Source organism: Haloterrigena gelatinilytica (assembly GCF_013342145.1).
Classification (GTDB): domain Archaea; phylum Halobacteriota; class Halobacteria; order Halobacteriales; family Natrialbaceae; genus Haloterrigena; species Haloterrigena gelatinilytica.
This window is the reverse complement of the sequence record NZ_JABUQZ010000001.1, coordinates 1,850,645-1,875,752: the sequence shown is the minus strand read 5'-3', so window position 1 is coordinate 1,875,752 and position 25,108 is coordinate 1,850,645. Positions and strand designations below refer to the sequence as shown.

General features: G+C 58.5%; 26 protein-coding genes. 11 read left to right on the top strand and 15 right to left on the bottom strand.

Annotated features, from left to right (window positions below):
- Position 1: 1 nt before the first annotated feature.
- From HTZ84_RS09420 to HTZ84_RS09410, 3 genes are all read left to right on the top strand, one after another.
- Positions 2-412: a hypothetical protein gene (locus HTZ84_RS09420; RefSeq protein WP_174680435.1), complete on the top strand. Its 411-nt coding sequence runs from the start codon at positions 2-4 to the stop codon at positions 410-412.
- A 171-nt stretch (positions 413-583) separates the two neighbouring features.
- Positions 584-1,252 carry a helix-turn-helix domain-containing protein gene (locus HTZ84_RS09415; protein WP_174680434.1) on the top strand — a complete coding sequence of 223 codons (669 nt, stop codon included), beginning with the start codon at positions 584-586 and terminating at the stop codon, positions 1,250-1,252.
- A gap of 89 nt (positions 1,253-1,341) precedes the next feature.
- On the top strand, positions 1,342-1,701 hold the full coding sequence (locus HTZ84_RS09410) for a DUF7344 domain-containing protein (RefSeq protein WP_174680433.1): 360 nt from the start codon (positions 1,342-1,344) through the stop codon (positions 1,699-1,701).
- 230 nt (positions 1,702-1,931) lie between these two features.
- On the opposite strand, the gene HTZ84_RS09405 is transcribed toward HTZ84_RS09410, so the two are convergent.
- From HTZ84_RS09405 to HTZ84_RS09390, 4 genes are all read right to left on the bottom strand, one after another.
- Positions 1,932-2,414 (bottom strand): hypothetical protein, encoded by a 483-nt coding sequence (locus tag HTZ84_RS09405; protein WP_174680432.1) that lies wholly within the window; start codon positions 2,412-2,414, stop codon positions 1,932-1,934.
- Positions 2,415-3,593: 1,179 nt separating this feature from the next.
- On the bottom strand, positions 3,594-3,878 hold the full coding sequence (locus HTZ84_RS09400) for a hypothetical protein (protein WP_174680431.1): 285 nt from the start codon (positions 3,876-3,878) through the stop codon (positions 3,594-3,596).
- 245 nt (positions 3,879-4,123) lie between these two features.
- Positions 4,124-4,276 (bottom strand): hypothetical protein, encoded by a 153-nt coding sequence (locus HTZ84_RS09395; protein WP_174680430.1) that lies wholly within the window; start codon positions 4,274-4,276, stop codon positions 4,124-4,126.
- A 67-nt stretch (positions 4,277-4,343) separates the two neighbouring features.
- Entirely contained in the window at positions 4,344-5,360 is a 1,017-nt protein-coding gene (locus HTZ84_RS09390; protein WP_174680429.1) for a tyrosine-type recombinase/integrase, read from the bottom strand.
- 1,139 nt (positions 5,361-6,499) lie between these two features.
- On the opposite strand from HTZ84_RS09390, the gene HTZ84_RS09385 reads away from it, so the two are divergent.
- Positions 6,500-7,138, top strand: a complete 639-nt coding sequence (locus HTZ84_RS09385; RefSeq protein ID WP_174680428.1) for a hypothetical protein — start codon at positions 6,500-6,502, stop codon at positions 7,136-7,138.
- Here HTZ84_RS09385 and HTZ84_RS09380 read toward each other — a convergent pair.
- On the bottom strand, positions 7,135-8,037 hold the full coding sequence (locus tag HTZ84_RS09380; protein WP_174680427.1) for a hypothetical protein: 903 nt from the start codon (positions 8,035-8,037) through the stop codon (positions 7,135-7,137). The genes HTZ84_RS09385 and HTZ84_RS09380 overlap by 4 nt on opposite strands.
- Positions 8,038-8,337: 300 nt before the next feature.
- On the opposite strand from HTZ84_RS09380, the gene HTZ84_RS09375 reads away from it, so the two are divergent.
- Positions 8,338-8,691 carry a hypothetical protein gene (locus HTZ84_RS09375; protein WP_174680426.1) on the top strand — a complete coding sequence of 118 codons (354 nt, stop codon included), beginning with the start codon at positions 8,338-8,340 and terminating at the stop codon, positions 8,689-8,691.
- Here HTZ84_RS09375 and HTZ84_RS09370 read toward each other — a convergent pair.
- On the bottom strand, positions 8,688-9,371 hold the full coding sequence (locus tag HTZ84_RS09370; RefSeq protein WP_174680425.1) for a hypothetical protein: 684 nt from the start codon (positions 9,369-9,371) through the stop codon (positions 8,688-8,690). The two genes, HTZ84_RS09375 and HTZ84_RS09370, sit on opposite strands and share 4 nt — an antisense overlap.
- A 317-nt stretch (positions 9,372-9,688) precedes the next feature.
- A complete protein-coding gene (locus tag HTZ84_RS22825) occupies positions 9,689-9,913 on the bottom strand; it encodes a hypothetical protein (RefSeq protein ID WP_254611729.1) in 225 nt (74 codons plus the stop codon).
- A gap of 319 nt (positions 9,914-10,232) precedes the next feature.
- On the opposite strand from HTZ84_RS22825, the gene HTZ84_RS09360 reads away from it, so the two are divergent.
- From HTZ84_RS09360 to HTZ84_RS09350, 3 genes are all read left to right on the top strand, one after another.
- Positions 10,233-10,913, top strand: coding sequence for a curlin (locus HTZ84_RS09360; RefSeq protein WP_174680424.1), 681 nt, complete (start codon positions 10,233-10,235; stop codon positions 10,911-10,913).
- Between the two features lie 168 nt (positions 10,914-11,081).
- Positions 11,082-11,786 carry a hypothetical protein gene (locus HTZ84_RS09355; RefSeq protein WP_254611728.1) on the top strand — a complete coding sequence of 235 codons (705 nt, stop codon included), beginning with the start codon at positions 11,082-11,084 and terminating at the stop codon, positions 11,784-11,786.
- A gap of 184 nt (positions 11,787-11,970) precedes the next feature.
- The gene (locus tag HTZ84_RS09350; RefSeq protein ID WP_174680422.1) at positions 11,971-12,510 is read left to right on the top strand and encodes a hypothetical protein; all 540 of its coding nucleotides are present in this window, start codon (positions 11,971-11,973) and stop codon (positions 12,508-12,510) included.
- A gap of 99 nt (positions 12,511-12,609) precedes the next feature.
- On the opposite strand, the gene HTZ84_RS09345 is transcribed toward HTZ84_RS09350, so the two are convergent.
- Positions 12,610-14,502: an ABC transporter substrate-binding protein gene (locus HTZ84_RS09345; RefSeq protein WP_174680421.1), complete on the bottom strand. Its 1,893-nt coding sequence runs from the start codon at positions 14,500-14,502 to the stop codon at positions 12,610-12,612.
- Positions 14,503-14,537: 35 nt separating this feature from the next.
- Complete coding sequence (locus HTZ84_RS09340) at positions 14,538-16,262, bottom strand: sensor histidine kinase (protein WP_174680420.1); 1,725 nt, start codon at positions 16,260-16,262, stop codon at positions 14,538-14,540.
- A 141-nt stretch (positions 16,263-16,403) separates the two neighbouring features.
- Between HTZ84_RS09340 and HTZ84_RS09335 the strand changes: the two genes are divergently transcribed.
- A complete protein-coding gene (locus HTZ84_RS09335; protein WP_174680419.1) occupies positions 16,404-16,976 on the top strand; it encodes a response regulator in 573 nt (190 codons plus the stop codon).
- 16 nt (positions 16,977-16,992) lie between these two features.
- On the opposite strand, the gene HTZ84_RS09330 is transcribed toward HTZ84_RS09335, so the two are convergent.
- From HTZ84_RS09330 to HTZ84_RS09320, 3 genes are all read right to left on the bottom strand, one after another.
- A complete protein-coding gene (locus tag HTZ84_RS09330) occupies positions 16,993-18,171 on the bottom strand; it encodes a sensor histidine kinase (protein WP_174680418.1) in 1,179 nt (392 codons plus the stop codon).
- Positions 18,168-19,769 carry a bacterio-opsin activator domain-containing protein gene (locus HTZ84_RS09325; protein ID WP_174680417.1) on the bottom strand — a complete coding sequence of 534 codons (1,602 nt, stop codon included), beginning with the start codon at positions 19,767-19,769 and terminating at the stop codon, positions 18,168-18,170. Before HTZ84_RS09325 ends, HTZ84_RS09330 begins: the two co-directional genes overlap by 4 nt.
- Positions 19,770-19,988: 219 nt before the next feature.
- Complete coding sequence (locus HTZ84_RS09320; protein WP_174680416.1) at positions 19,989-20,249, bottom strand: DUF7123 family protein; 261 nt, start codon at positions 20,247-20,249, stop codon at positions 19,989-19,991.
- Between the two features lie 196 nt (positions 20,250-20,445).
- Between HTZ84_RS09320 and HTZ84_RS09315 the strand changes: the two genes are divergently transcribed.
- Complete coding sequence (locus tag HTZ84_RS09315; protein ID WP_174680415.1) at positions 20,446-20,610, top strand: DUF7331 family protein; 165 nt, start codon at positions 20,446-20,448, stop codon at positions 20,608-20,610.
- Between the two features lie 252 nt (positions 20,611-20,862).
- Here the strand turns inward: HTZ84_RS09315 and HTZ84_RS09310 are convergent, their stop codons facing one another.
- Positions 20,863-21,039 carry a DUF7331 family protein gene (locus HTZ84_RS09310; protein WP_174680414.1) on the bottom strand — a complete coding sequence of 59 codons (177 nt, stop codon included), beginning with the start codon at positions 21,037-21,039 and terminating at the stop codon, positions 20,863-20,865.
- Positions 21,040-21,395: 356 nt separating this feature from the next.
- On the opposite strand from HTZ84_RS09310, the gene HTZ84_RS09305 reads away from it, so the two are divergent.
- Positions 21,396-23,030: a choice-of-anchor D domain-containing protein gene (locus HTZ84_RS09305; RefSeq protein ID WP_174680413.1), complete on the top strand. Its 1,635-nt coding sequence runs from the start codon at positions 21,396-21,398 to the stop codon at positions 23,028-23,030.
- A gap of 211 nt (positions 23,031-23,241) precedes the next feature.
- Here the strand turns inward: HTZ84_RS09305 and HTZ84_RS09300 are convergent, their stop codons facing one another.
- Together HTZ84_RS09300 and HTZ84_RS09295 are read right to left on the bottom strand one after the other, a co-directional pair.
- Positions 23,242-23,475: a hypothetical protein gene (locus HTZ84_RS09300; RefSeq protein WP_174680412.1), complete on the bottom strand. Its 234-nt coding sequence runs from the start codon at positions 23,473-23,475 to the stop codon at positions 23,242-23,244.
- Between the two features lie 468 nt (positions 23,476-23,943).
- The gene (locus HTZ84_RS09295) at positions 23,944-24,729 is read right to left on the bottom strand and encodes a lamin tail domain-containing protein (RefSeq protein ID WP_174680411.1); all 786 of its coding nucleotides are present in this window, start codon (positions 24,727-24,729) and stop codon (positions 23,944-23,946) included.
- Between the last annotated feature and the right edge of the window lie 379 nt (positions 24,730-25,108).

Below are 25,108 nucleotides of genomic sequence, written 5' to 3'. Positions count from 1 at the left end.
TATGGTGCTCCCCTCGCTCATGGACGTGGTACACCAGATTGACACGATGCTCCCTACGTTCAATCCTACAGTGACCGCCATGTTGCACTTATTGGCGTTGGCGGGACTGGCGTTTGCATTCGACCCTGATATCGTGAGTTTCAAAGGGAATCGCGTTCGGGTACTCGGGTCATATGTGAAGGACTGGCAAGCCGCACTCGGAGTGCTGGTACTCCTCGGTGTGCTGGCGTTCTACAATAGATGGATTGAATTGTTGTACGGAATGACAATTCTGAACGGACAGGGGGCACTTGGGGTGCTGGTCGCTGAAGTCCCGCTGATAATCCTCCGTAAGTCACAACGGCGGATGAACCTGTTTTGGGGTGGGCTGATTGCGCTTGGCGGATTTCTGGTATATCTCTCGTTCGTGTAACGACTGGTGGTTGGGTAGTTCTAAACAGTAGATAGTAGTACGGTTTCTTTATTCAGGATTGTCCGTGAAACTCGCGGTAAGTATAGGTAATGGACTGAACACTCAAGCTAAATAGCACAGGAATCCCAGATTCTGACTGCGACTTATTGTGCTTGACCACCAACCAGCGGTATGAGCATTATCGCCGAATTTTCCGTCAAATCGGATGATCTTGCGTTGAACCACGCACTCACAGCGGCTCCGCAGATGATCGTCGAGATCGAGCAGGTTGTGGCGACGATGGAAGATCGAATTATGCCGTATTTCTGGGTGAGTGGCGGTGATCAGGACGAATTTGAAGATGCGTTTGAGGAGGATGAAACCGTGACAAACACCGCTGTTATCGACGAAGTAGAGGGGGCGAGATTGTATCGTGCCGAGTGGACGGATAACGTCGAGACCATCATCTACGCATATGTTGAACTCGGAGCAACGCTCATGCAAGCAATCGGCAAAGAGAACGACTGGGAATTACGAATGCGATTTGACAGCCATGACTCGCTCTCCGAATTCCAAGACTATTGTGATAGAAATGGAATTTCGATCGAACTGCATCGAACCCAAGAGCAAGAGCAACCGATGGCGAGTGCCCAGTACGATCTCACGCCTACGCAACGGGAGACGCTGGTAACTGCGCTTGAAGCGGGCTACTATGATGTTCCACGGGCAGTAACAATGAGGGAGCTGGCGGAACAAATGGGGGTTGCCCAACAGACACTTTCAAACCGATTTCGCGCTGCATACAAGAATCTCGTGACGAGTACGTTGACGATCAGCCATCCCGATGAGGACGAAGAATAATTCACTATGTACAGAGTGTCAGGCCAGTACCCCCAAAGTAGTACTATACAGCCCTCCGCCTCTTCCGCAAGGGGAGGGTTTATCCATATATGGTTGGGACTTCCACCGAGTTTAATACGCTTCTCGAACTGTGTCAAGAACACCACCGCCGTATCATCCTCGCAGTACTCGCAACTGAGAAGCGGTCGCTAACGGTGAACGATCTCACGAAGGCAATCGTCAAACACAATCATCACACACCTCTTCTAGAGGTTTCCGAAGAAGAATCACGGCAGATTCGAATCTCTCTGCACCACATGCATATTCCGAAGTTAGAAGACCTGTCGCTTATCGAGTACGATCAGGAACGCCAACTGGTGGAACCAACCCCCCAGTTCGATCAGTTGCAACCCCAACTTTCAGCCGTCATCGACGCTGATCCTGAGCTTGAAGCGCCAGTTACACTGTGAAAACGGTCAGAACCGTCTTTGAGCGCCGTGGTGCATTAATTGTATTCTTCGAGGTATAGAGCGTAGCCGACGGTCAGTATGCACACGTAGTTACCGAATCGCCTGTTTCAGTTTCAGGTGCGAGACTGAATAAAGAAATCGCGCTACTATCTACTGTAAACGTGCCTGCAAGAGATTCGACCGGGTGAGATTCATGCAGTAGTCGTTTGCGGCGGGAACACGCTTCACACCTACGGCTCCGAATCTGCGAGTACCCAGTCCCGGTAGTACCCTTCCACGTCCTCGAAGACCTCGATGAAGTCCTCGAGCCACGGCGCTCCTATCTCGACTCGGCTCTCAACCTTTCCCGCGTCTCGTGTCCCGAGTTCGTACACGCCCGCTTCTACGAACTCCATGTAGTATTCGACGCCGATGTGTTCGTCAAACGGGTTCAGAACACGCTCCCATTCTCGATCGTTCTGCTCATCCCACGGGAGGTCTTGGCCCTTCTCGGTGTGATAGGCGGCCTGTTTGAACGTCAGGACGTAGGCGCCCAGCAAGTAGGGTTCCAGCACGAGGGAGTCAAGCCGTCGATCGTCCTTGTCGTGGGCTTCGAGAAACAGCCCGTCAGTCTCCTCAACGAGGATAACCCGCCACCCGAGTACGCCGTTCTCGTCGTCTGGCTCGACTATCTGCCACTCTTCTCGGTTGTCCTCGTTGAGGCCCCCGCTCATGGGTTTCCCTTTCCCAATGCGGCGCTATCAGGTTATCGCCGATTGCGGCGGGAACGCGATATTGTCCCACTTGTCGCGCCGATCTCCACCCTCATACAGCCACCGAACCGACCGACTCGCATTTTACCGCGAGTCCGGGCTTCCGAGTGCGACAGGTGGCCCAGAGCCGGGGTGTCTCTTAACCGGGAGGAAATTACGGCAATTTCCATCGTTCTGTACCCGGCTCGCTGACTCGGTGTGTTATCTATGTACCATGCTATCTACGTCACCTACCGACCTATACTCGGGTAGCCGGGTAGAGCCGTATTAGGTATCCTATCCGGAATCTCCCAATCGGACTCCTCAATAGATCTCCAAACCGGGGTAATCCTAATTGGAGTTACCCCTATCAGGGAGTCACCGTTCCTGCCGCATTTAGGAAGCCCGGTTAGGAGTAGTCCAATTGGGAGTACCTGAGTGTGGTCGCTACACGTCGGTATGTGAAATAGTTAACACACCCGGATAACACCTGAAAGCCTCAATTATGCTGATCTCATCGAACAACCCAGAAACGCTCTGGAGCCGTTTTTCGCTCCAGATGTGGAATCATATTCAAAAGTAAAAGAAATGCAACAGGGGCGAATCTGGGGCGTCTGGTGAGCCATAGGAGGGTGGTCACCGGGGAGTAATTACACGGTTCAATTCGAGAAAGCCGATTCGCTACGTTACCCGCCTCGAAAATTTCCAAGTTTTCCGGACGCGTAAGAGTCGAAGTCTGGTTCTGCACAATTCGCCCGCATATACGATTACTCTGAGTTATATGCTTGCCATACATGCTATCTGTCATTTGCGCGCGTGTGAACCTGATATTCTAATAGAATATCACATGTATGCGGTTTCTTATTCCCAGCGTCACCATTTAACGCATATTGGTGCATAGGATAGGTGCCAGTCATGACGGATTTTCCGAGAAGTCATATATAAACCCCCGACCCCCTACTTGAGAGGGCGTCTATTATTAGGAATAAGGGGGAAGCCGAAAAGGGAGTGAAGTCAACGGAGTCCTAAACGGGTAATCCGGAGACTCCAACTCAGCGGGAACATCCTGACCCCAACCAGAGCCGAAACACACCGAATCAGAGAGCCGCAGTTCCCGCAGAGTTGGGGTTCTGTCTTGGACAGGGTTCCCGCTGTATTCGGCTATCCTTCCTCGTAGAGTAGGAAACTGGGATATCTGTGGAGCTGTTCGACCCTTAATCTGTCTCCCTCTTTGACGGCTTGAGTGAGGCTTTCGAGGAGATCTTCTAACTCCTGCCGAGTCAGTATCAACTCGTTCGGCTCCAGTTCGGGGGCCTTCCAGACGGTCTCGGCCAGCACTTCCGTCTCAATGTCCCGCCGTTCTCGCCGGGTACTGGCCTCCCGGTACTCTTTCATCAGTTCCAATATGCACCCTTCATCGAATCCGATTCTATCTTCGTCTGTCATCTTTTAATCTGGTGTCGTCCTTCTGCTGTTCGTGTAGAAAGGCCGTTCCCGGTAACCAACCGGGTGAGCCGCCGATCGGCGACTGTGGCCGAGCCAACCAGACCCGAGACCTAAATGCAGCCTACTACGGGCAGTAGCCCGCACTCTTCCAGAGGGGACGCGTCAATATAACAGTTTCCCGAAATGTCTGGAAGGGGTCTTCCGCGTTTCATCCCGATTCGGAAGGCCCCTTCTGAGAAACCGCACTACAGACTAACGCCGACGAGATAGAGATCGATATCGTTGCAGAAGTCCTGCAAGAGGTCTTCTTCGTACTGGTTCAGGTCGCCACTCTTGATGGACTCGACGACGGCTTCCTGCACGAGAACTGCCTGCATCGGGGAGGGTTTCAGACCCATACACTCTACACGTTCCGGGCCGCTATAAAACCATCAAATAGGATATAGAAGGAGTCTTATGGCTACCTCAGAAGTCGTCCAGCATTCCCCGTCGCTGGCGGCGCTTCTCGGTCTTCGACTGCCGCTCGTAGTGTTCCCGCAAGACCTCTTCCGACATATCCAGTTTGTCGCCGACCATCGTTCGAGAGTGGCCGAGGTTTCGGTAGTGGGTCGCCGAGCCGCGCCGGATAGCGTGGGGCGAGACTGAGTCCGGACACTTGGAAGCGGTGTTGTAGTCGGACGCCTCGCACTCGTCGGGTTCCCGCCCGTGCGGGCAGTCCATACCGATGTGGCACGGCCGGGTCACCGAGTAGACGTTCCGCTGGATAGTAGTCTTGTAGACGCGACCGTATGAGGTGGCGAAGAGGGGGTGCCGGTCGAAGTCGTCGGTCACATCGGGGCGTTTCTCGTTGATGTAGGCCTGTAGCAGGCGAGCCAGTTTGTCGCTGATGTTGATTTCCCGCTCGCTGTATTCGTCCTTCTTCAGTGGCGTCCCGCTCTCGGGCCTGTGAACGGCGTCGAGGTAGGGGCCATCCGGGTCGTTCGGGTAGAAGTCTCGCAGGTCGAACGACCGGAGCGTGCTGGTGCGGATGCCGGTCTCCCAGAGCGTCTGGAACATGACGTGACGGAGCGAGGCGTAGTTCCACCGCTCGAGGTAGTCGAGGATGGCCTTCGCGTGGTCGGGTTCGATCTTCACGTCTCGGCTCTTCTCTTTCCGACTCGGCTTCGGGATGGAGACGCCGTTTGCGACCCCGTCCATGACTCCGTCGATGCTCTCGCAGAACGCGACCATGAGCCGGAACGTTCGCATCTCGTGTTCGAGGGTCGTGATGGCGACGCGCTCCGCTCGGTAGTTCTTGAACTCTTGTGCCTTCCTGCCGTCGAGGTCGTTCATGTCGTCAAGCCCGACCTCGTCACACCAGTTGAGGAACCGCTTGAGGCGGCTTCGGTGTTCGTGAAGGGTGCCTTTGGTGACCTCCGGCTCTCGGTCTTTCAGATATTCGTGTACGGCCTTCTTCGGCGGGAGTGGTTGTAGTAGTCCCATGTGCGATTTCACCGTTGTCGGTGTATTCGCACCGGACGACGCCGAGTAGTGGCCCGTTCGTGGGGCGTCCATAGACGGCCTGTATCACGGGCCACGTCCATTGGCTGACCCTGCCGGGAGCGGGAGTCCCTGAACGCGCCAGAGGCGCGTGAGGGGGTGGACTCGCCCCCGGAGCGCCCAGCGGGCGCGTAGGGTCGCCGAAGCGTGAGCGGAGGCGAGGTTCAAATCCCGGCGAGTCCATTTCCTTCCGCTCACTTCGTTCTCTCCAGTCAATGGACTCTCCGTAGTCACACTCGCTTCGCTCGCGTGACTCCCGGCGAGTCCACCCGAACTTTGGATTTTCGAGCTTTCTTCGTGCTATTTCCGGGACTTCAAGACTATTCGCACAGCTGTCAAAAGTCGAATGTGTGTGGTTTCAGGCGGTAGTATCATGGCACTGTCTCTGTTATGGATCTTCGATAAAGTCGCGCTGCTGTTCCATCCTCTCGCGGTCGTAGTGTCGCTCGGGGACGTCCAAGGACACGTCGCATCGGTCGCGGACGATTTTCTTGGGGATGCCTTCGTGGACTAATAGGTGATCTCCCCGCGCCTGATTGTGTGCAGTGAGAGGCTACTGGGACAGTTGTAGTAATGCCCGTACTCGGTCGCTTCGCAGTCCGCCGGCTCGCGGTCGTGCTCGTCAACGATGTCGTTCTGATGCTGAAAATGAGATCTATCTGAACGGAAACGGTTCGAGAGACGGCCCAACTGCGAGTGAATCGATGGAAACGTAACGGACCGAAAGTCGCCCGCTAGATGTGTACGCTTGACGAGCGGATCCTCGAGTATCTGGCAGAGGATTCGTGGTCGACACCACGGCAGATATCTCGAGTTGTGAAGCTCACGGCTTCACGCGGGCGGGTTGAGGAACGGTGTCTGATGCTTTCTCAAGTAGGACTAATTGCTCCGATCTTTGAGGGAAGCAATATGTATGAAGTCACGTCCGAAGGAATGGAATATCTTGATGGCGAACTTGATGTCGAAAATCGGCTAACGCTATCATTACCGTTCTCCCACAGATAATGTATACCCGGTTTTAGACGAATTTCGAAGCACGGAAAAACAATATATTATTCTATCTTCAAGTCAGCATATGATATATGGATATGGAATTAGACAGGACTTCTGTATTCACGGGTATTCTTGTTACGCTTTTAGTTTTCCCTCTTTTGGCGGTATTATATTTTGGGATTGAGGACTTGTATAGAGGAAAAGTGAATTCAGCAAGTGATTATGCATCCTTTGCATCTGGCCTAGCAACAGTGATACTTGTGGTTATAACTGGGTTCTATGCGGTGCAAACAAAGAAACAAGCCAATTCTGCGGAGAGGGCCAGAGAACAACGAAACTATCAACAAAAAATGGACCGGTTTAGGAAGAAACAAAGTTTGAGAAAAGCAATAAAAGAAGAAATAGACCGTACAGCAAATATCGACGGAGATGGATCCGAAGATTTGATAGCAGGAATGCGACATCCTGTTCCAAGAAATATCTATAACGAAAATACTGACAGCATAGGTCTACTTTCTGACGAGGAAGTCGAAGCTATAGTCGAATATTATAACGTAGCATCTACTATCGAAGAGATCTCTCATATGCATAGGAACACTGACGAAGATTATACCCCTGCATTATCAAACCTATTATTATTACTTAAAGAAAAGCAAGATGAAGCCAGCAGCATACTCGAAGATCAGATTGAAAATGCTGTACCACCTGAAAATCCCATAGAAGACTAGCGTGTCCTAAGATGTCGTAGATAACGACTGCGTACCTCATTCATCAAACGCTGTCCCTTTTCATACTCACCTACACCTTCTATTTTTGCATAACCCATCGTACCTGTCCCAGCGACAGCAACTTCAAAAATCGAATCTTCAAAGTCGATAGTAGTGGTGAGACCTTTGATAATATAGTCATCCTCGAGTCGTTCCTCAATTAATGGATGTCCAGCGATATTCTGACCTTCAAGATCGATTTTCTTGACCTCATTCTCTGAATCACCGTGTGGGTTATATAATTGCACAACATCTGTGCCAAGAACCTTAGGCTCATCAGGGTCACCATCTTGATCAGCGAAAGATGACCTAAATGTATCCATCATTTCTGGGGCATCCTCATATACTGCAGTAATATCCCCACAGACAACAATATCCATATTTGTATTCTTATTGAACGCAGATTTGGTCTTCTGAACATCAATAACGGATGTTGTTTCAACAATGAGGAGATTCAGATGGGGTATAATTCGGAAAGGGATGGAACCCTCGCTAACTAGCCGTTCTACTTGACCATTCGGAGTGATATCACGTTGAACATCTGTGTATACGTACCTACCCGTTATCGTATCTCCATCGACCTCATAATCAAAACCATGTCTTGCATCACTTACAGCACTTCTCCCAGGTTGTTCAGTATTTAGTTGCGTGAGGTCAACATCTGCAAGTTCAGAGACTTCATCACTGAGCGAAAGCCCATTTTGTTCTCCCAAGAGATTTCTATCTAATTCAGATGTGATTCCATCTAATGTAGTTATTTCTGTTATGTCAAAGTATGACTCAGGTATACGTGTTACACCTTCATCAACAACTTCTTTGCAACAACTGCGTTTGCAGCAGTGTTTTGTACCTGTTTCCATTGGCTAAATGAGTAGGATTCTTCGGTAAAAATCTCAAAAATTCGTTCTGCGCCTGCTAATGGCACTTCTCCACGGACATAGTTCTCAATAACATCTAGAACATTTACCGTATGGTTTACTTCCCGTCCCTGTGACATTGATATGTTTGATTAATATCCAATATATAAAAAGCTTAGTGGTCGCGGAATGATTTCACATCAAATATATATGGAACGAACGAAAGCAAAAGACAGATAGTCATCAAAAGAGTTAAGAAGAGTTGGGACTCGGTTTGAACTTAGCTGTGCCCTCATGTCGATGATGGGAAAAATCGAATCATCAACAACGAGCCGGGAAATCATCGTCAAAAGAGGGATCCACGGCGCTCAATCGCGCCTCAAATTAATAAATGAATCAAATGAGGTCATCGATTCAGAAGATATACTCATCACTATTGACTCTCCAGAGGGCATCTTTGTAGAAATTGGCCAATCAATCGAAATTGACTCCGGGGTTTTTCAACCTACATTAGATATAGGTAGGGGTCGTACACTAAATCTCCCAATTATAATTGAAGTTGGGATTGGAAGAGACATAGATCACGAAGAAATTGATATCACAGTGCATCTTGATGATAAAGATGTGGCTGAAGACAGAATACGGATTACCGCTTAGTTTTTCGCCTCTGCGTGTGGAATTGCTTTACTTGCAATGTACTCTGCAAATTCTTCAGGTTCATAGTTACTGGGAGTGTAGATCTCGATATAGCCACTCTGGGTAATCATCATCTTGATACCATCTCCCTCAGAGGTATATGAGAGACCTAATTGGTTTTTGTCGGTTTCATCCAATGTTTCCCCAAATCCACCGTCACTGGTAACATCATTACCATATACAACACCGTTTTGAGTCTGGGATCCAAGACCTTTGAACCCTAACTTCCATACATTCGGGTTGTAATCACGCATAGCTGCATAGAATTGTTGGAGGTCTATTTCCGCTCGAGAGATTAAACAGTCAGCCTGCCTACCGATAAGATCGAAAGCAAAGGACCCAGATCCGCTGTCAACAACTACGAAATCACCAGGAATGGCTACAAATTCCGTGTATTTGGTCGATGTTTCAGAGGTTTCTTTGAAACCAATGCGAGATTCATTGATAGATATTTCATCTTTCGTGATTACCTCTTCAATTCCTGCTCGACCAATAAGTACTGGCTGTCCATTCGAAAGCGTACCAGATCGTACTATATCGATACCTCTCTTTAACTTAAATCCGTTCTGTTCAGTAGTCTCACGGAACGTATCTAAGCTGCTGAAGTCACCATTAACCAAACCGATTATCCCGCGTTGCATATATCCGCCGACACAATAATGACTAATAAAAGCAATGTCTATAACTTCAGTCAATTAGATTGACGGGAAAGGTGGTGAGGTTGTCTTAGCAGAATCATTATTCCTACCTTCTAAATATTGGACTTTTCTTCTTTCTCGGCGGATTGCCTCTGGGGAGAACTTACCAAGGTAGTGCTTCCGGATGTCTCTCAGTCGTCCCAGCCGCCCCAATCCATCACGACTGATGGGAACACACCCTGTTCGAGCAGATTCGTCCCCCAGATCCGTCGGAGATTGTGGACATCGAGAAACGACCAGCCACGGTCACCGGTTTCAGCCTAGAGCCGTTCGGCAGCTCGACGGGCCCAGCGGTACACTGTCTTATCGGTGACGTTGACGATCGGCTCGCCGGGCCCGATCCCGGCCGCGTCGGTATGGGTGTCGATGTACGTCACCAACTGCTCGGGAACCGGCGGCTCGCGATAGTGCTCCTGCTTCGCGCCGTCTTCCCAGACGCACAAGTGCGTTCCGGTCAGTGTGTTGACGACGTCGGCGGACGTCACCTGGACGATCTCGCAACGGCGCAGTCCGCAACGCTCTGCTCGCTCCACCGGTGAGTAGTACGCTCGCTTTCCTGAGTACGTTCCGTCTGGATGCCGAATTGTCTGTCAGGCATTCGTTCAGCGCTCTGCTCCACCGTGACCAAGGGACCATTCCGTTCGAGGAACGCGGCTCTCAATACCACAACCGGCGCTCGAGATGACGATGCTCAGTATCTAGGGGTACCCGCACGACCGTCGCTTCGACTATTGAGAGCCCGGTTCTTCGAACGATGCGGGTCTGGATCCACGTGGAGTTCGACGGAACTCCGAAGAGACGACCATGAAACGAACCCTACGCATTACGGTTGCACTGGTGTTCGCCGTGGCACTCGTCGGTGCCCTGGCGAGCGGCAGTGCGCTCGCAACCCCGAGCGATTGTACGTACACCGACTACTGTAACGACGCCGACGTCGATCAGTCCAACGCGGCCGACGTCTTCCAGAACGGTTTCGGGAACGACGCTGACGTCGACCAGCGAAACAAAGCAGGCGTCTTCCAGGACGGCAAGTACAACGACGCCGATGTCGACCAGCGAAACAAAGCAGGTGTCTTCCAGGACGGTAAGTACAACGACGCCGATGTCGACCAGCGAAACAAAGCAGGCGTCTTCCAGGACAGCAAGAACAACGACGCCGACGTCGACCAGCGCAACAAAGCAGGCGTCTTCCAAGACGGCAAGAACAACGACGCCGACGTCGACCAGCGCAACAAGGCGCTCGTCGATCAGGACGGCAAGAACAACAACGCTGACGTGACCCAGCGCAACGAGGCGCTCGTCGATCAGGACGGCAAGAATAACGACGCCGACGTCGACCAGCGCAACAAGGCGATCGTCGACCAGGACGGTAAGAACAACGACGCCAGCGTCGACCAGCGCAACACCGCCACCGTCGATCAGGACGGCAAGCACAACAGCGCCGACGTCAATCAGGAGAACACCGCCGTCATCGATCAGCGCTAATCCGATAGCCGACGCTCCCCGTAGCGAACTCGCGAAGCGCCGCGACCGAGAGCCCGTCTCGAGGGGAGCGTCCGGACTATCGACCGAGAGACCCCGATGACGAAGAAGACGAAAGCGACAGCGACCGAAGACGAGCCGACTCGCATCGGTGATTCGATTCGTCGTCTGATGCCCGGAGCCACAGCCGTCCTGCTGCTACTCGCCGTCGCAGGAGGAACCGTGCTGGGGCTGCCGGCAGCGGGGACCGGTCCCGCGGACGACCCGACGAGCGGCGCGACGGACGCGGAGGCTGCTGACGACGCGAACGTGACCGTCGAGATCGACTGCGACGAGAGCGACGTGCTGGTTACCGCACCCGACGACGACGAGTACGGACTCAGCGTCGTGAACGTGGGTCCGTCGGGAACCAGCACGAGCACCTCGAGACGGGCCCCGCTCGCGGGGAACGCGACGGTTACGGTAGGCGACGCCGACATCGTATACGCGTTCGTCACCGACGCGTCGACCGAGGAGCCGATCACGTCGGCCGTCGAACAGTGCGTCGAAGAACCGCGAACGGAGACGACCGACGGGCCGTCGATAGCCGTCGACTGCAACGAGAGCGCCGTCCGGTTTACGGCACCCGACGCCGTCGCGTACACGGCTCGGGTGTCGTCCGTCGACGTCTCGCCGACGGGTGCGTCGACCAGCACCGTGAGCGGAACCGTGACGGGGAACGCGACGGTACCGATCGGAGACGACTTGATCGTCGCGCTCGCGTCGACCGACGACGCCGACGACCCGATCGTGGCGATCCGAGACTGCGGTCGGACCGCAGGCGACGAGCGCTCGCCGGCAGCGGAGCCGTGCTCGAGCGACTCGTCGGACTCGTGAGCGACCGGTCGGCATCCCGCCGCGCACGCGGTGCGATCCCAACGGCGCTCTCTCCCCAGGTAGCGCTTCGGCCCCGAAAATTCGCATTTTTCAGGGCGATCGTTCTCGAGGCACCCGCTATCGCTCCCCGCTGAAAGCGCGAACAGTCGCCCGCCGACGACCGGCGACTGATGACCGACGACCAATGTTCGAACACGACACGTCCGATTCGGTTTCGAAACGCAGCGTCCTCAAGGCAGTCGCGACGCTCCTTAGCGGGCCGACGCTGCTCACCGCACGAACCAGCGCCTGGACCGGGGAGCGATTCGACTTCGAGATCACGGAGCTGACCGCGGAGACAGTCACCGCTCGCGTGCGCGTCTCGGCGGCGCTCGCGACCCACCTCCGGGAGGTGCCGAGTCAGATCGTTCTCGGACACCGCGACCAGTTCGGTCTCTCGGAAACGGACTCGGCCGCTATCGGCGATGCGGCCGTCGAACGAACGTCCGAGGACGGCGTCGCCACGCCAGACGTAATGGCCAGCTTCGAACGCACGGACGTGAACGCGAACGCGAATCGGTACGTCGTTACGATGCAGTTTCGCACTCGAGAGATCGATTTCTCCGAGGCCGAGATCGAGGACGGGATGCTGACGATGGGGCTGTTCGTTCCCCGGCTCGGGTCGGAAACGGAATCGGTCGTGGTCACGGACGAGATCGAGAGCGGTTCGGTCGACCTCGAGTAGACCTCCGTCTCCGCGACGACGTCCGCCGCGATTTCGACGCGGACTCGAGTGCTGCGGTTCCGGACCTCGCGTCGACGGCCTCGCGTTCGATCGCGACCGCTACGCGGGCTCGTACTCGTACCCGGAGGCCGTGTGTTCCGCGAGCAACCCGCGGGCCCGGTCCTTGTCGTGCGACTCGTCGACCCCGAACGGCGTGATCTGCGAGTCGTCGTACCAACTCGACCACCGCGGCTGAAACGTGTGGGTCCACTCGGCGAGTCCGCGAAACGCGTTCTCGGTGATCGCCGGTTTCTCGACGGCCATGGAGAGGGCCTGTCGGACCTCGCGGGTCCGCAGTTCCGCCCACCCATTTGCGCGTTGATTGTACGCGACGATCGTCAGGAACGGCTGCGGTATCTCGTAGATCTCGACGGCCTCAGTCCCTCGAATATCCGCGTGGCGCTCCGGCGGGATCGACGTCGCCGTGAGTTCCCCGTCAGCGAGCGCCTCGAGGCGGTCCGATCGGTCCCCGATCACTCGGTAGCTGTAGCGTTCGAAATACGGCGCGTCGCGCCACGCGTCGTCCACGTCGTCGTCGGCAGCGTGTTCGCGCATGTAGTACTCCTCGTTGCGCGCGGCGACGAACTCCCGCGTGCGATCCCATCGCTCGAGCGTGTACGGGCCGAGGTTCCCCGTGAAGCTGAGCTCGGCGAACGCGTCGCTCGCGCGGAGCGCGTCGGCGTCGGGAACGTGCGCCTCGTAGAGTTCCTTCGGCGCGCAGTACGATCCCCAGAGAACCGGTTCCAGCGGAAAGTCGGGGTTGACCGACTCGAGTTCGAGCTGGAACTCGGACTCGCTCGTTCGCTCGACGTTTTCGACCGCCGCCCAATCGTCGATCCGGTTCGAGGGCGGGGTGGGCTCGTTCCAGGGGTGGTCACGCCCGCCGTCGATGGTGTGGACGTTCTCGATCTGATACACCCAGTCCTCGGCGGTCATCCGGCCGTAGTCGTCGCCCCATCGGAGGGTGTCCCGGAGTTCGCAGACGTATACCTGTCCGCTGCCGGCGTCGGTGATGTCCATCCACAGCGGTCGGACGGTACCGTTTTCGTCGACGTCGTAGGCCCCGTCCAAGGTCAGGTCGATCCGCGCGGTGGCCCTGCTGTCGGTGCGCTCGGGAAAGTACAACCCCTCGGCCTCACCTTCCACGCCCCAGACCCACTCGTCGGAGGCGGTGGGTCCGCTTTCGTTTCCGTTCCCGTCATCGTCCACGTACCAGGTCGCGCTGTCCCAGTTCCCCCCGTAGGCTTCGACCGGACCGCGAACCGAGCGTCGGTACCCGATAACGTCGTCCGACATCGCGAGGAAATTCACCGGCTGCTCCTCGCTCAACGCGCCGAGGACCTCGGCGATCGGCGCTCGCCGCTCGTCCGGATCGGTCGTCGTGCGGAACGCTTCGAGCCGCGACTCGATGTCGGTCTCGGGAACGTACCCGTAGTAGTTAGTTGGCGCCCGCTCGAGCCAGAACGCGTCGATCGCGGCGGGCGTTCGCGGATACGTGTTGAACGCGACCCCGAACATGAGGTCCCAGGCCGATTCGCTCGCGGTTTCCTCGCGCGGACCGGCGTTGTTCGGCCCCGCAGTCCACTCGGGGTCGCCGTCTCCGAGGTACCGGTTTCGCACGTATTGCCGGAGGAGCCGATCGTAGCTGACGCGCTCGAGGGAGACCGCGACGCCGAGATCCGCGACCTCCGCCGCGATGATCTCGGCGGCCGTCTCCACCGCGTCGTTCCCCTCGATACACGCGAGTAGCAGTTCCACTTGCGTTCCGTCGGGTCCGATCAACTCCGCGTCGCCGCTGTCGTCTCCGTCTTCGTCCTCGTCACCGCCGTCGCGCCCGCAACCGGCGATGCCGACCGTCGTTCCGACCCCGACCGCCTTCAGAAGCCGTCGTCTGGCCACTGCGTCGCCGCCGGGATCGAACCCGTCCCCGCCGACCCTGGTATCCAGTGGCATAGCTAGAGGTAGGGAACGGAGCGTGAAAGTCATTATCAGGGCCGGTCGTCGACGCGGTTCGACGGGTCCGGTGCGTTCGCGTCGCCGCGTCGGGGCGCCGCTCGCGGGAGGTCGATGATCACGATCGACCCGCGCGGGTCGTTGTCGGCGAACCGGAGCGTTCCGCCGGAGTTGTCGACCACCCAGTAGGTCAGCCAGAGGCCGAGCCCGCTCCCGTGCTCGAGCGCCGTCTCGCGCCCCTCGTCGATCGCGGCGCGATCCTGTTCCGGAATGCCAGGGCCGTTGTCCGCCACCTCGATGCGAACTCGCCCGCCGTTTTCGTCGGCCGGATCGCGGTCGACGTCCGGTTCGGTGCCCGTCGCGGTCACCGCTATTTCGACGCGCGGGTCGTCGCTGTCGTTGTGTTCGCAGGCGTTCCCGCAGACGTTCTCGACTGCCAGCCGCACCGAGGGAAGCGCCATCGCCCACGCCTCGTCCGGTAGCGACGCGGTCACGGTAACGTCGGGGTATTCCTCGCGAAGCTCCGCGACCGCGTCGGCCGCGAGCGAGGCCACGTCGACGGGCCTCCGATCGGGATCGGCCTCGAGCGCGTTTTTCATCTGTTGCGCCTTCCGGCTCAAGCCCGTGATGTCTCGCCCGGCCCGGTGGATCGTCTCCGCCGCGCCGACGACCGTTTCGTCCGCGGCCTCGTCGGCGATGAGATCCGCGTAGTTCAGAACGATGCTCATTCGGTTGCGGATGTTGTGCTGCAACACGCGATAGAGGACGTCGAGGCGCTGCCGGCGCTCCCGGAGTTCCGACTCGCGCGCTCGCAGCGTCGCCGCCAACTCGTTGAAGCCGTCGCTCATCCGTTCCCACTCGGCGCCGCCGCGCAGCGACACCGTACTATCGTAGTCGCCCTCGCCGAGTCGGTCGAATCCGTCGAGCAACCGCTCGGTTTGGCGGAGGCTCACGGCGTACTGCCAGTACCCGAACCCGACCATGACGAGCACCACGACGACCAGCACCAGCGTCTGGAGCGCGGCTAACCGATCCAATCGGTCCTCCAGCAGCGTCCGATCTCGAGTGACCGTGACCTCCCACCCGGTCGACTCGACGGTCGAGGAGCTTTCGATCCCCTCATTGAACGTCCGCTCGTTCTCGTTGAGAACGATCCCGTCTCCGACGATAGTGACCGTCTGCGAACTCGTCTCGAGCGGCGGGATCGCGTCGAAGATCGTCTGCCGGTCGAGGTACATGGCACCCACAAGGACGCCCCGAACACCCGAGCCGTCCAGTATGGGCGCGCTGAATACGAGAACGGGCCTGTCGGCTCGCTCGGCGTATTCGACGTCGCTCACGTACGTTTCGCCCCGAAGCGCCCGCTCCACGTACGGCGTTCCGCTTCGGTCGGATCCGATCGCCGAGCGTCTCGTCCCTGCCGTAACGGAGCCGCGGAAATCGACGACCGTTCCGTTGGCGTCGACGAGTTGCGCCGAGTAGAAGCGAGAGTTGTCGAGAAACGCGTCGAGGAACGGACCGCTCCGATCGAACTGCCGAGCCTCGGGCCGCGACGCGACCAACCCGATCCGATCTCGGTGCTCCCAGATCGTTTCGTCGATCTGCTCGGCGACCAACGAGGCCGTCTCGTCGGTTCGCCGTTGTTCGTCGTCGACGACGTCGCGTTTGTACGACTCGAGCGTCCAGTGAACCGTCCCGCTCAGCACGAGCGTGATCGCGACGAGGATGACGACGAATTTCGTTCGTAATCGGACTTCCATCACTGGTTTGTGGTAACAACCATCATAGTACTCGGTGCGCGCACTTAAGGGCACGCAACGAACGCGTCGGACATCCGCGACCGGCCGCGCACGAAAGCTATAACTCGGTCACGGGCGAACTCCTCTAGGATATTCGTTAGCATGTACCACGATCAGAGCCCGACACTGCTCGTCGTCGACGACGAGCGCGAGGTGGCGGACGCGTACGCGCTCCGTCTTCGGCGGCGGTACGACGACGTCCGGACGGCGTACGGGGGCGAGGAGTGCCTCCAGGAGATGGACGACACCGTCGACGTGGTACTGCTGGATCGACGGATGCCGTTCTCCGGCGACAAGGTGTTAACGGAGATCCGCGATCGGGGACACGACTGCCAGGTCATCATGGTAACGGCCGTGAATCCCGGATTCGATATCGTCGATATGCCGTTCGACGACTACCTGTGTAAGCCGATCGAGAAGGACGATCTCTTCGCGGCAGTCGAACAACAGGCGACCGCCGCGTCTTACGACGATCCGCTCTCGGAGTTCTTCAGCCTCACGGCGAAACTCTCGGTACTCGAGGCCGAACACACGCCCGAACAGCTCGAGGAGTCGAGCGAGTACGTCCGCATGCAACGTCGGGTCGCGAAACTTCGCGAGGGACTGGAGGTGCCGCGGGATGATTTCGATCGAATGGTCGAGACGTTCACCGCGATCAATCGGGGCGAAGGGTAGCCGTCACGGCAGCCGCCTATGGCGCTCTCTCATCGGTCTCGACCCCGCGGAACTCGAAGCGCGCGCCCCCGGCGTCGCCGGCCGTGAGCGTCACGTTCCAGCCGTGGTCTTCGACGAGTTGGCGGGCGATAGCCAGTCCCAATCCGGTGGTACCGTCTCCGCTCGAGTAACCGGGTTCGAACACTCGCTCGCGCTCCGCGGGGGGAACGCCCGGCCCGTCGTCGGCGACGTAGAACCCGCCGTCCAGGCCGCCGACCGTCACGGTCGCGTCCCGACCGCCGTGTTCGACCGCGTTTCGGAATACGTTCTCGAAGACCTGCTGGAGCCTCTCGGCGTCGGCCTCGACCGTCGGGAGGTCGGCCTCGAGAACGAGCGCGGCATCGGCCGTTTCGACGGTCTCCCACGCCGTTTCGGCGATATCGCCGACGGCAACGCTACCGCTCGGTTCGACCTCCGTCCCGCCGACCGAGAGCGCGTCCCGAATCAGCCGCTCGATCCGATCGAGCGCGCCCTCGACTTTCTCGAAGTGAACGTCCTCGCCCGTATCGCGAGCTGCCTCGAGGCGGATTTTCGCGACCTCCAGCGGGTTTCTGAGATCGTGCGCCGCGACGTTGACGACTCGCTCGAGCCGGTCGGCGCGCGTCGTCACGCGGTCGACGCGCCGGCGTAACTCCGTCACGGTCGTGTAGACGACGTAGCCGCCGGCGTCCCCACCACCGTCTCCGTCCTCGTCCGGAGACGGGATGGCCTCGAGACGGAAGTACCGCCGCTCGTCGTCGGCTCCGCGGCGAATCCCGACGGTCACTCGTTCGCCCGCATCGAGTTGTTCGAGGATCGCCGCTCCGGTCGCGCCTGCGTCCGGCTCGTCTCCCTCGGACGGTCGCGTCGCGTTCCCCGCGGCGGTCGCCAGTTCCCAGCGCGGACCGGAGTCACGGTCAGTCGGTCGGGGAAGCAGGCGTTCGCGGAGGGGAGCGTCCCTGATCGACGCTTCGCCGACCTCGAAGGCCGTCTCGAACGCGGGATTGACCGCGCGCACTACGGCGGTTCCGCCTTCGACCTCGTAGTAGAGGAGCGGGTCGGGGAAACGCCGAAAGAGGCGTCGCGTCGGTCCGCCGTCGGCGACGAGCGGGGCGGGCAGGTCGTCGCGTCGCCGTTCGAAGGGGGCCCCGTCCCGCCGGTTGCTGCGACCGGTCATTCGTTTCGCCTCGATTGGCGGTCGTCGACCGCAACCGGCCGTTCGTACTCCGCGTCGTCGTCGAAGAAGGCGTCGAGGAGTTTCCGCTGCCCCGCTCGGAGATGATGGTGAAGCGTCGGCGAACTGATTCCGAGCGTCTCGGCGAGTTCCTCGGCGGTGCTGTCTCGCGGCGATTCGAAGTACCCGCCGTAGTACGCCATCTGGAGGGCGTTTCGCTGGCGGTCGGTCAGGCGTTCGTGGAGCCCGCTCCGGAACTCCTGTACCGTTTCGATCGGTCGTTCGCGGTCGAGTTTCGACAGTAATTCCGATCTGGGAAACCGCTCGCCGACGGCCTCGACGACTTCTCGAATGTCGCTGCTGGGCGCCACTTCCGCGACGATCAGGCCGGTTCCGCGATCGAACTCCGCCGTTCTGACGGTTGCGCCGTACGTGGCTAACGTGACGATCGGCGACCGTCCGGACACCGTAACCTCGGCGAATCCGCCGGTCTCGGTAGCGGACTCGTGGATCACGCGACCGGCGTCGACGTCGGATCGATCGTCGGCCAGTTCGAGGAGCACATCGGGTTCGGCACCGTCGACGCGAACGTAGCAGAGTAACGACGCAGCGTCTAACGGGACGATGCCTTCGACCGCGAGTTCGCAATCGAGTTGCGCGGACGCCGTCGCGAAGAAGGCGTCGGTGATACGGAACGCGAGTTCGATGACCGTATCCGAGAGCAACAGGTTGCGCTGGCGAGTCGCGTTGATGACGAACCCGGTGGTTACGCCGAGCGTTTCCAGGCTCTCCCGTTCGCGCTCGCTGAAGGCGTCCGGATCGAGTGCATAGACGCTCAACACCCCGTAGGTGGTGTTCCCGTACCGGAGCGGGACGACGATGCTCGACTGCAATCCGCGAGCGAACGCTTCTCGGCGGACCGGTTCGGGAACCGACTCGTCGTCCACGAGATGGCGGACGACTCGCGTTTCCCCGGTCTCCATCGTCGCGAACTCCGGTCCCCTCGAGCCGTCGGCGTCGGCACCGCTCTCGACGATGAGGTCGAGAATCCCGTCGTGCTCGCCGGCCGCCGTTCGACAGACGATCTGTTCACCCGTCATCTCTCGCTCGCCGATCACCGTAAACTCGTACAGGTCGGTTTCCGCGAGCCGCTTACAGACCAGTTCCTCGACTTCCTCTCGGGTCGTAGCCCCGACGAGGTCCCGAATGATCTTCTGGACGATGTTGTTGATCCGCTCGAGGCGGGCCAGTTCCGCCTCCCGATCCTCGAGGTCGCCCTCGAGGGCTTTCCGGTCGGTCACGTCTCGGTAGTAGACCGCGAACCGCTCTCCGATCGTCGTCGTCCGAACGCGAAGCCAGACGTCTAGCTCCGGGAAGTACTCCTCGAAGGTGATCTCGGTCGGCTCCGGATCGTCGCCGCCGAAGTGCTCGTGAAACGTCGCCGCGAACGATCGCGGGAACACGTCCCTGATATCGGCCCCGACGAGGGTGTCGCGCTCTCGCTCGAGCAGGTCCGCCGCGACAGCGTTAGCCGTCGTAATCCGCCAGTCGGTGTCGACGACGAGCACGCCGTCGGTGACCCCGTCGAGGACCCCCTCCATGCTAGTCGATAGCGCACTATTGTACGTGAATCTTTCCACGCTGGCGGTGGGAGAGGGGGCGAACGGACGCCTCGAGTCGACGGGGACGTTCGCCGGGAGCCGGTCGTCAAACGGGACGGCTCGTCGCCACTGTCCGCTGGGCGCAACCGATACGGGCCCAGATGGATCGGTCGTCGAGAGAAACGAGGGTGCGCGTTGCCGGAGCGTCGTGCGATGCGGTCAGTTCGTCACCTTCCACGTCGTCGAACTGGAGTAGCCCCACTTCTCGACGGTCACGTCGAACTCGCCGTCGACGAGCGCCGGCATGTTCACGCCGACTTCCTTGGCGCTCATACCCAAGTCGTCGCCGATGAGACGGGACTTGAAGTAGGTGTTCGTCTGGCTCTGCCCGCGGAGGTACCGAAGGATGCGACGCTGCTTGTCGCTCAGCGCGGCCGCGGTCCGGGTCGCGGTCGAATCGGACGTGTCGGATTCGCTCATGGTCTCGGTTCACCCGTTTGCGTACGATCGGACGGCTGGCGTCTCCGAAGGAACCCCTCCTTAGTATTCCAATCGCCGCTCGCCGCTCCACGCTCAATAGCTAGGGGTCCGGATGCGACCGTTGGTTTGGATACTAAGCGGCTGATTCCTCGAGGCTCCACTCCGTAGCACCACGTGTAGTTACGAGGGACCACCGATGACCGAACACGATTCGACCGCTTCGGCCGCGGAGCACGACCCCTTCGAACAGTACCGCTACATCGAGTACACGATGGATGACGAATCGGTGTCCGTCATCCAGGACAGGGAGAACGACCAGGCGTGGATCCAGTCGACGCACGCCGTCCCGGCCTCTCGGTAATCGGCATCTTTCGCGGCGAATCGGCGATCGATTGTAACGTCCGAAACCGCCGGTATTCCGGTCGCACGATACCACGGAGAGCCTGGCGAACGCCGATGTTGCTCACGCTCGGTCCTGCTGGCCCTCGAGACTATTCACGTGATGCGTAGACTGCCGACAATGTCGGTTTCTCCGACCGACGCCGTGCCAATCGGTGCCGAGAAGGCGCCGCTCAGGTGCGGGGAGGCCGATGTCGTTCGCCGGCGTCGGTTCTCACCGGAACTCCTTCAGGGAGATGCTCTCCGTCGACTGCACCCACCGGTCGGGGTCGTTACGATCGTAGACGAGCATCTCGTCGCGAAACTCGATCGCATCGTGCGTCGCCGGGATCGACGATACTGGCTCGATCTCGAATTCGTCGGGGTCGCGGGTGTCGGTGGTGTCGGTCATTGTCGTTCTCCAATTGGACGATGGACCTCCGTTACCGAAGCGTACCTAGCTAAATAGCCGAGTGCGCGATCTCGCGACCCGCTCTAGACAGCTAGCACTACCGGCTCGGCCGCACGTTTTTGCCTGAGACATTGCTGCGCGGAGCCGTCTCTGGCCACGGTGCACGCCTCGAGACGCCGATAGCAACCTAGCAGCGTCCACGACCGATCCCGTCTCTCGCCAATACTATCACCGAGATACTGAATTGTAATCGCTCGAGCACACCCGTCCATCTAATAACCGGCTGATCGTAGCTCCATTCGAGAGACATGTTAACATTGAGCACGACCATCGGGAACCGTTCGAGGAGGCTGTTGGTGTGTCTCACCGTCCTTTCGGTGACGGGTGCGTTGACCGGCGGCGTCGTCTGGGCGGCCGACGGTGCAGCCGGTGCCGCGCCGAGCGAACCGTCGATCGAAAGCGCACAGAAGCAGTGTGCGTGCGATTCCGATGCCGCTCGAGTCGATGGCGCCGACGAAGCGAACGCACTCGAACCGGGTTCGAACGCTGCACGCGTCGCGTTCGGTACCGCCCAGACGGCGGATTTCGGCCGGACCGCAGTCGGATCGAACGCGACTCGCGAAGTGCCAATCCTCAATATCGGGCCGGATCCCGTGACGGTGACCGACGCCACGATCGAGGGGGACGATGCTGACGCCTTCACCGTTACCGACGGTCCCGTCTCGTCGATCGAACCCGGCGAAACGGAGCACGTAACGGTCGTCTTCAGCCCCGACCGCGACGGCACTCATCGCGCGACGCTTCGGCTCGAGCGAGCTACCGGACCGCTCGCGACCGCTGATCTGACCGGGACTGGCGTCACACCGGACATCGAAGTCGACCGGGAGCAACTCCAGTTCGCGAACGTGACAGACCAGACGGTTGCGGAGACGTTCACCCTCACGAACAACGGGACTGCACCGCTGACCGTCGACGCGTTGCGAATCGTCGGTCCCGATCGAGCCGCCTTCGAACCGGCGGCTAGCGGTCCGTTCACGATCGAACCGGGACAGAGTCGGGAGGTTCCCGTGCGATTTACGCAGTCGGAACCGGCGGCGCGGTTCGCGACGATGCACATCCTGAGCGACGACCCCGAGCAGCCACAGCGGAACCTGTGGCTCACTAACACGCCGACGGTGGCCCGCGTCTCGCCGTCGCACATCAAAACGGACCGGACGCACGTGAACGCATCCGTCGTCGACGCGGAGCCGAACGCGACGCAGTCGCTCAACATCTCGTGGCCGGCCACTCGAGACGATACCGTCGCGATCGACGCACTCTCGTACACCCCTGAGCGGGGCGGGGAGTTCTCGATCAACGTCACGAAACGGGACGCGCAGTTCGAAGGGGCGCCTGCGTTCGAACCCGCCGACGGAACCGAGGAGGTGGCGTTCGTCTCGATGGACAGCACCATCGCGAACGAGGACCTTCGGGACGTCACCATCACCTTCCGCGTGAGGCAGGATCAACTGGCCGGAGACGAGGCTCCGGACGACGTGGCCCTGTACACGCATCAAAACGGCCAGTGGATCGAGCTTCCGACGACGCTCGTGGACGAGAGTCGGACGCACTACTTCTTCGAAACGGAGTCGCCGGGACTGTTGGACTTCGCGACCGGAATCAAACAGGCGAACTTCCGCATCGACGACGCGGCCGTGAGCGTCACGGAGATCAGCGCCGGCGAAAGCGTCGACGTCGTGGTACGCGTCACCAACGTCGGCGGCGCTGACGGCACGTACACCGTGCGGCTCATCCGTGACGATACCGTCGTCGACCAGCGGGAACTGTCGATCGCGGCAACCGGAAGCCGCCAAACGATCCTCACGGAGTCGTTCGACAACCCCGGGACCTACGAGTTGTACGTTAACGATCACTTAGTCGGAAATATCACGGTCCACGGATCTGCGGATGGGCTGATCGATCTGGCGTTCACGGCGCGCTCACCCGCCTGAATCACCGCTGCGTTACGCCCCGATATTCCCTCGACGGCCAGCGGATGTCCCGTGTGCGGAACTACATTCTGTAGATCCGTTTATCGAGGCGTTCCATCTCGACGGGTTTGGCGAGTCCCCAGTGTCCTCGAGGAGCCACACGGAGTCCTCGCGAACGATGACGCCGAAGTCAATGAAGGTGCCGTCGAGGAGGACCTCGGGGTCCGCTGGGTCAGTACGTGACCCCGGATACAGGACGCGCTCCGGGATCGATGACCTCCTCGTTTGCGTCTTCGATCTCGAATTGGGGTTCTGGCTCTGACTCAGTCTCGAATTGAGGTTCTGGTTCCGCCTCAGTCTCAGCGACCCCAGACCCAGCGAACGTTGTCGTCCCGGCGAGCAGCCCCCCGGTTGCTTTGAGTCCATTCCGTCTCGACATCGCATCGGTAGCGTTGTAGTCGGCCATTGGTGGATCCTCCGTGTTCCATTTCGACCAATGACCCCTCTCACCGAAGAACCAGACTCTCAATAGTACGATCGACGGTCGCCGAGGAGGACTAATTATTTAGCGTCCCGTCCGGGCCTCCGACACCGAACGGTCTCGGACAGGGAATGGATTGAACGCTCTGTCAGTACGGGCATCGGCTCCGATCTCGAGGAGAATTGTCCGCGAAAACCGGGCTTGCGGACACTTCTTGTCTGACTTTCCCGGTATTATCGGATACAACACATCTGGTGAGGAGACACGTGAACTGAATACCTGACCCCTGTGAGTTGACGATAGTCTAATTTGTGCTGTGCTGAATACAGGGCGCGAACGCAACAGAGCCGAAACCGTGAATATCTCGGTGATTGATCCACGGCCTCGGACGTCAACTGAGACAAGATGGTATCTTCGACCTGATCCGAGAAAGAAGATCGCTTACTTGGCGGCTTAGTACGCGCGAGTGGTGACCGTCTCGCCGTCAGCGCTCGTCACGGTTACCGTATCACCGTCGTTATTCCAGACCGCACTACTTTGACCCCAGTAGAGTTCTGAATCCGTGTCCGATCCACTACCGGTATAGATGGTCACCGATTCGCCCGCACCCAACTCAAATCCAGCCGGGAAGTAGTAGGTATGACCAGCTGCATCAGAGAACGTCCAACCCGTCATATCGACGGCTGTACTCCTCTCGTTCGTTACTTCGATATACTCGTCGTTCAGATTGGAGTTATCACTCCCTGCGGCATCGGCGTGGATAGTCGAGATCGAAAGATCATCGGTGAAATCTCCTGTCGCATAGTCCCAAACACCGATACCGTCGTTGCGTGCCTCGGACTCCGCTGCCTGATACGCTGATCGTTTCGTGAACTGACTGTCGTACATTCGCGCATACCCGTTCTCGAGAAGCCGCATATTGAACGATTTCGAGGATGATTTGGACTGATACGCGTACACGAGCAGCCGATCGTACGTGCCGCGTCGATCGGCTTCCGGATCGCCTTCGATGTATATTTCTTCGCCGGCAAGCCGTTCTTCTGCGTAGTCACTCGCGTGACCGCCCCACTGTTCCAGCCATTCCCGACCGTCGGAGCTCTCAGGGATACTGTCCCATTCAGACGGCTCCGTATTCCAGCTACTGGTCTCGGGCGTATCGACACCGAGCAGTCGAATCGTCTCGGTGCTCCCGTCCGGCATTCTCACGTCCATCGTATCACCATCAGTGACGGAGGTCACCGTGACCGTCCACGACGTCTGTTGGCCGTCCGCCTGTTGACTGACGGTCGTTGCTTGCGCTCCGGCAACCGGAGTAACAAGTGATCCCAGAACCACTCCAACGAGAAGCAGTCCAATGGCCGCTCTCCGCCTCGATACACTGCCCTGCGCTGCTTCACTGCGTCGTGAAGGTCGAACCATACAACGTCCGCATCGAGAATATCGGATAAGATGATTGCTAGTCTATATAATTACGTATATTTATCACATTGTTTTTTCAGCGTAAATAGAGAGCTACTCGGCTGGATCGGACTATCGTTCACCGAATCCGTAATCAACGGGAAGAACAGTAGGATTCCCAAGATTCTCGGTCGCTAATTTAAAAGAAATCAAACACTAC

What these genes read in the sequence shown, in the direction of transcription:
- HTZ84_RS09355 (WP_254611728.1), top strand. Translation starts at nt 11,082, where the DNA reads ATGCCCGGAGCCACAGCCGTCCTGCTGCTACTCGCCGTCGCAGGAGGA.
- HTZ84_RS09345 (WP_174680421.1), bottom strand. Translation starts at nt 14,502, where the DNA reads ATGCCACTGGATACCAGGGTCGGCGGGGACGGGTTCGATCCCGGCGGC.
- HTZ84_RS09300 (WP_174680412.1), bottom strand. Translation starts at nt 23,475, where the DNA reads ATGGCCGACTACAACGCTACCGATGCGATGTCGAGACGGAATGGACTC.
- HTZ84_RS09315 (WP_174680415.1), top strand. Translation starts at nt 20,446, where the DNA reads ATGACCGAACACGATTCGACCGCTTCGGCCGCGGAGCACGACCCCTTC.
- HTZ84_RS09370 (WP_174680425.1), bottom strand. Translation starts at nt 9,371, where the DNA reads ATGCAACGCGGGATAATCGGTTTGGTTAATGGTGACTTCAGCAGCTTA.
- HTZ84_RS09385 (WP_174680428.1), top strand. Translation starts at nt 6,500, where the DNA reads ATGGATATGGAATTAGACAGGACTTCTGTATTCACGGGTATTCTTGTT.
- HTZ84_RS09325 (WP_174680417.1), bottom strand. Translation starts at nt 19,769, where the DNA reads ATGGAGGGGGTCCTCGACGGGGTCACCGACGGCGTGCTCGTCGTCGAC.
- HTZ84_RS09380 (WP_174680427.1), bottom strand. Translation starts at nt 8,037, where the DNA reads ATGGAAACAGGTACAAAACACTGCTGCAAACGCAGTTGTTGCAAAGAA.
- HTZ84_RS09390 (WP_174680429.1), bottom strand. Translation starts at nt 5,360, where the DNA reads ATGGGACTACTACAACCACTCCCGCCGAAGAAGGCCGTACACGAATAT.
- HTZ84_RS09395 (WP_174680430.1), bottom strand. Translation starts at nt 4,276, where the DNA reads ATGGGTCTGAAACCCTCCCCGATGCAGGCAGTTCTCGTGCAGGAAGCC.
- HTZ84_RS09320 (WP_174680416.1), bottom strand. Translation starts at nt 20,249, where the DNA reads ATGAGCGAATCCGACACGTCCGATTCGACCGCGACCCGGACCGCGGCC.
- HTZ84_RS09375 (WP_174680426.1), top strand. Translation starts at nt 8,338, where the DNA reads ATGGGAAAAATCGAATCATCAACAACGAGCCGGGAAATCATCGTCAAA.
- HTZ84_RS09330 (WP_174680418.1), bottom strand. Translation starts at nt 18,171, where the DNA reads ATGACCGGTCGCAGCAACCGGCGGGACGGGGCCCCCTTCGAACGGCGA.
- HTZ84_RS09335 (WP_174680419.1), top strand. Translation starts at nt 16,404, where the DNA reads ATGTACCACGATCAGAGCCCGACACTGCTCGTCGTCGACGACGAGCGC.
- HTZ84_RS09420 (WP_174680435.1), top strand. Translation starts at nt 2, where the DNA reads ATGGTGCTCCCCTCGCTCATGGACGTGGTACACCAGATTGACACGATG.
- HTZ84_RS09400 (WP_174680431.1), bottom strand. Translation starts at nt 3,878, where the DNA reads ATGACAGACGAAGATAGAATCGGATTCGATGAAGGGTGCATATTGGAA.
- HTZ84_RS09350 (WP_174680422.1), top strand. Translation starts at nt 11,971, where the DNA reads ATGTTCGAACACGACACGTCCGATTCGGTTTCGAAACGCAGCGTCCTC.
- HTZ84_RS09410 (WP_174680433.1), top strand. Translation starts at nt 1,342, where the DNA reads ATGGTTGGGACTTCCACCGAGTTTAATACGCTTCTCGAACTGTGTCAA.
- HTZ84_RS09310 (WP_174680414.1), bottom strand. Translation starts at nt 21,039, where the DNA reads ATGACCGACACCACCGACACCCGCGACCCCGACGAATTCGAGATCGAG.
- HTZ84_RS09415 (WP_174680434.1), top strand. Translation starts at nt 584, where the DNA reads ATGAGCATTATCGCCGAATTTTCCGTCAAATCGGATGATCTTGCGTTG.
- HTZ84_RS09360 (WP_174680424.1), top strand. Translation starts at nt 10,233, where the DNA reads ATGAAACGAACCCTACGCATTACGGTTGCACTGGTGTTCGCCGTGGCA.
- HTZ84_RS09405 (WP_174680432.1), bottom strand. Translation starts at nt 2,414, where the DNA reads ATGAGCGGGGGCCTCAACGAGGACAACCGAGAAGAGTGGCAGATAGTC.
- HTZ84_RS09340 (WP_174680420.1), bottom strand. Translation starts at nt 16,262, where the DNA reads ATGGAAGTCCGATTACGAACGAAATTCGTCGTCATCCTCGTCGCGATC.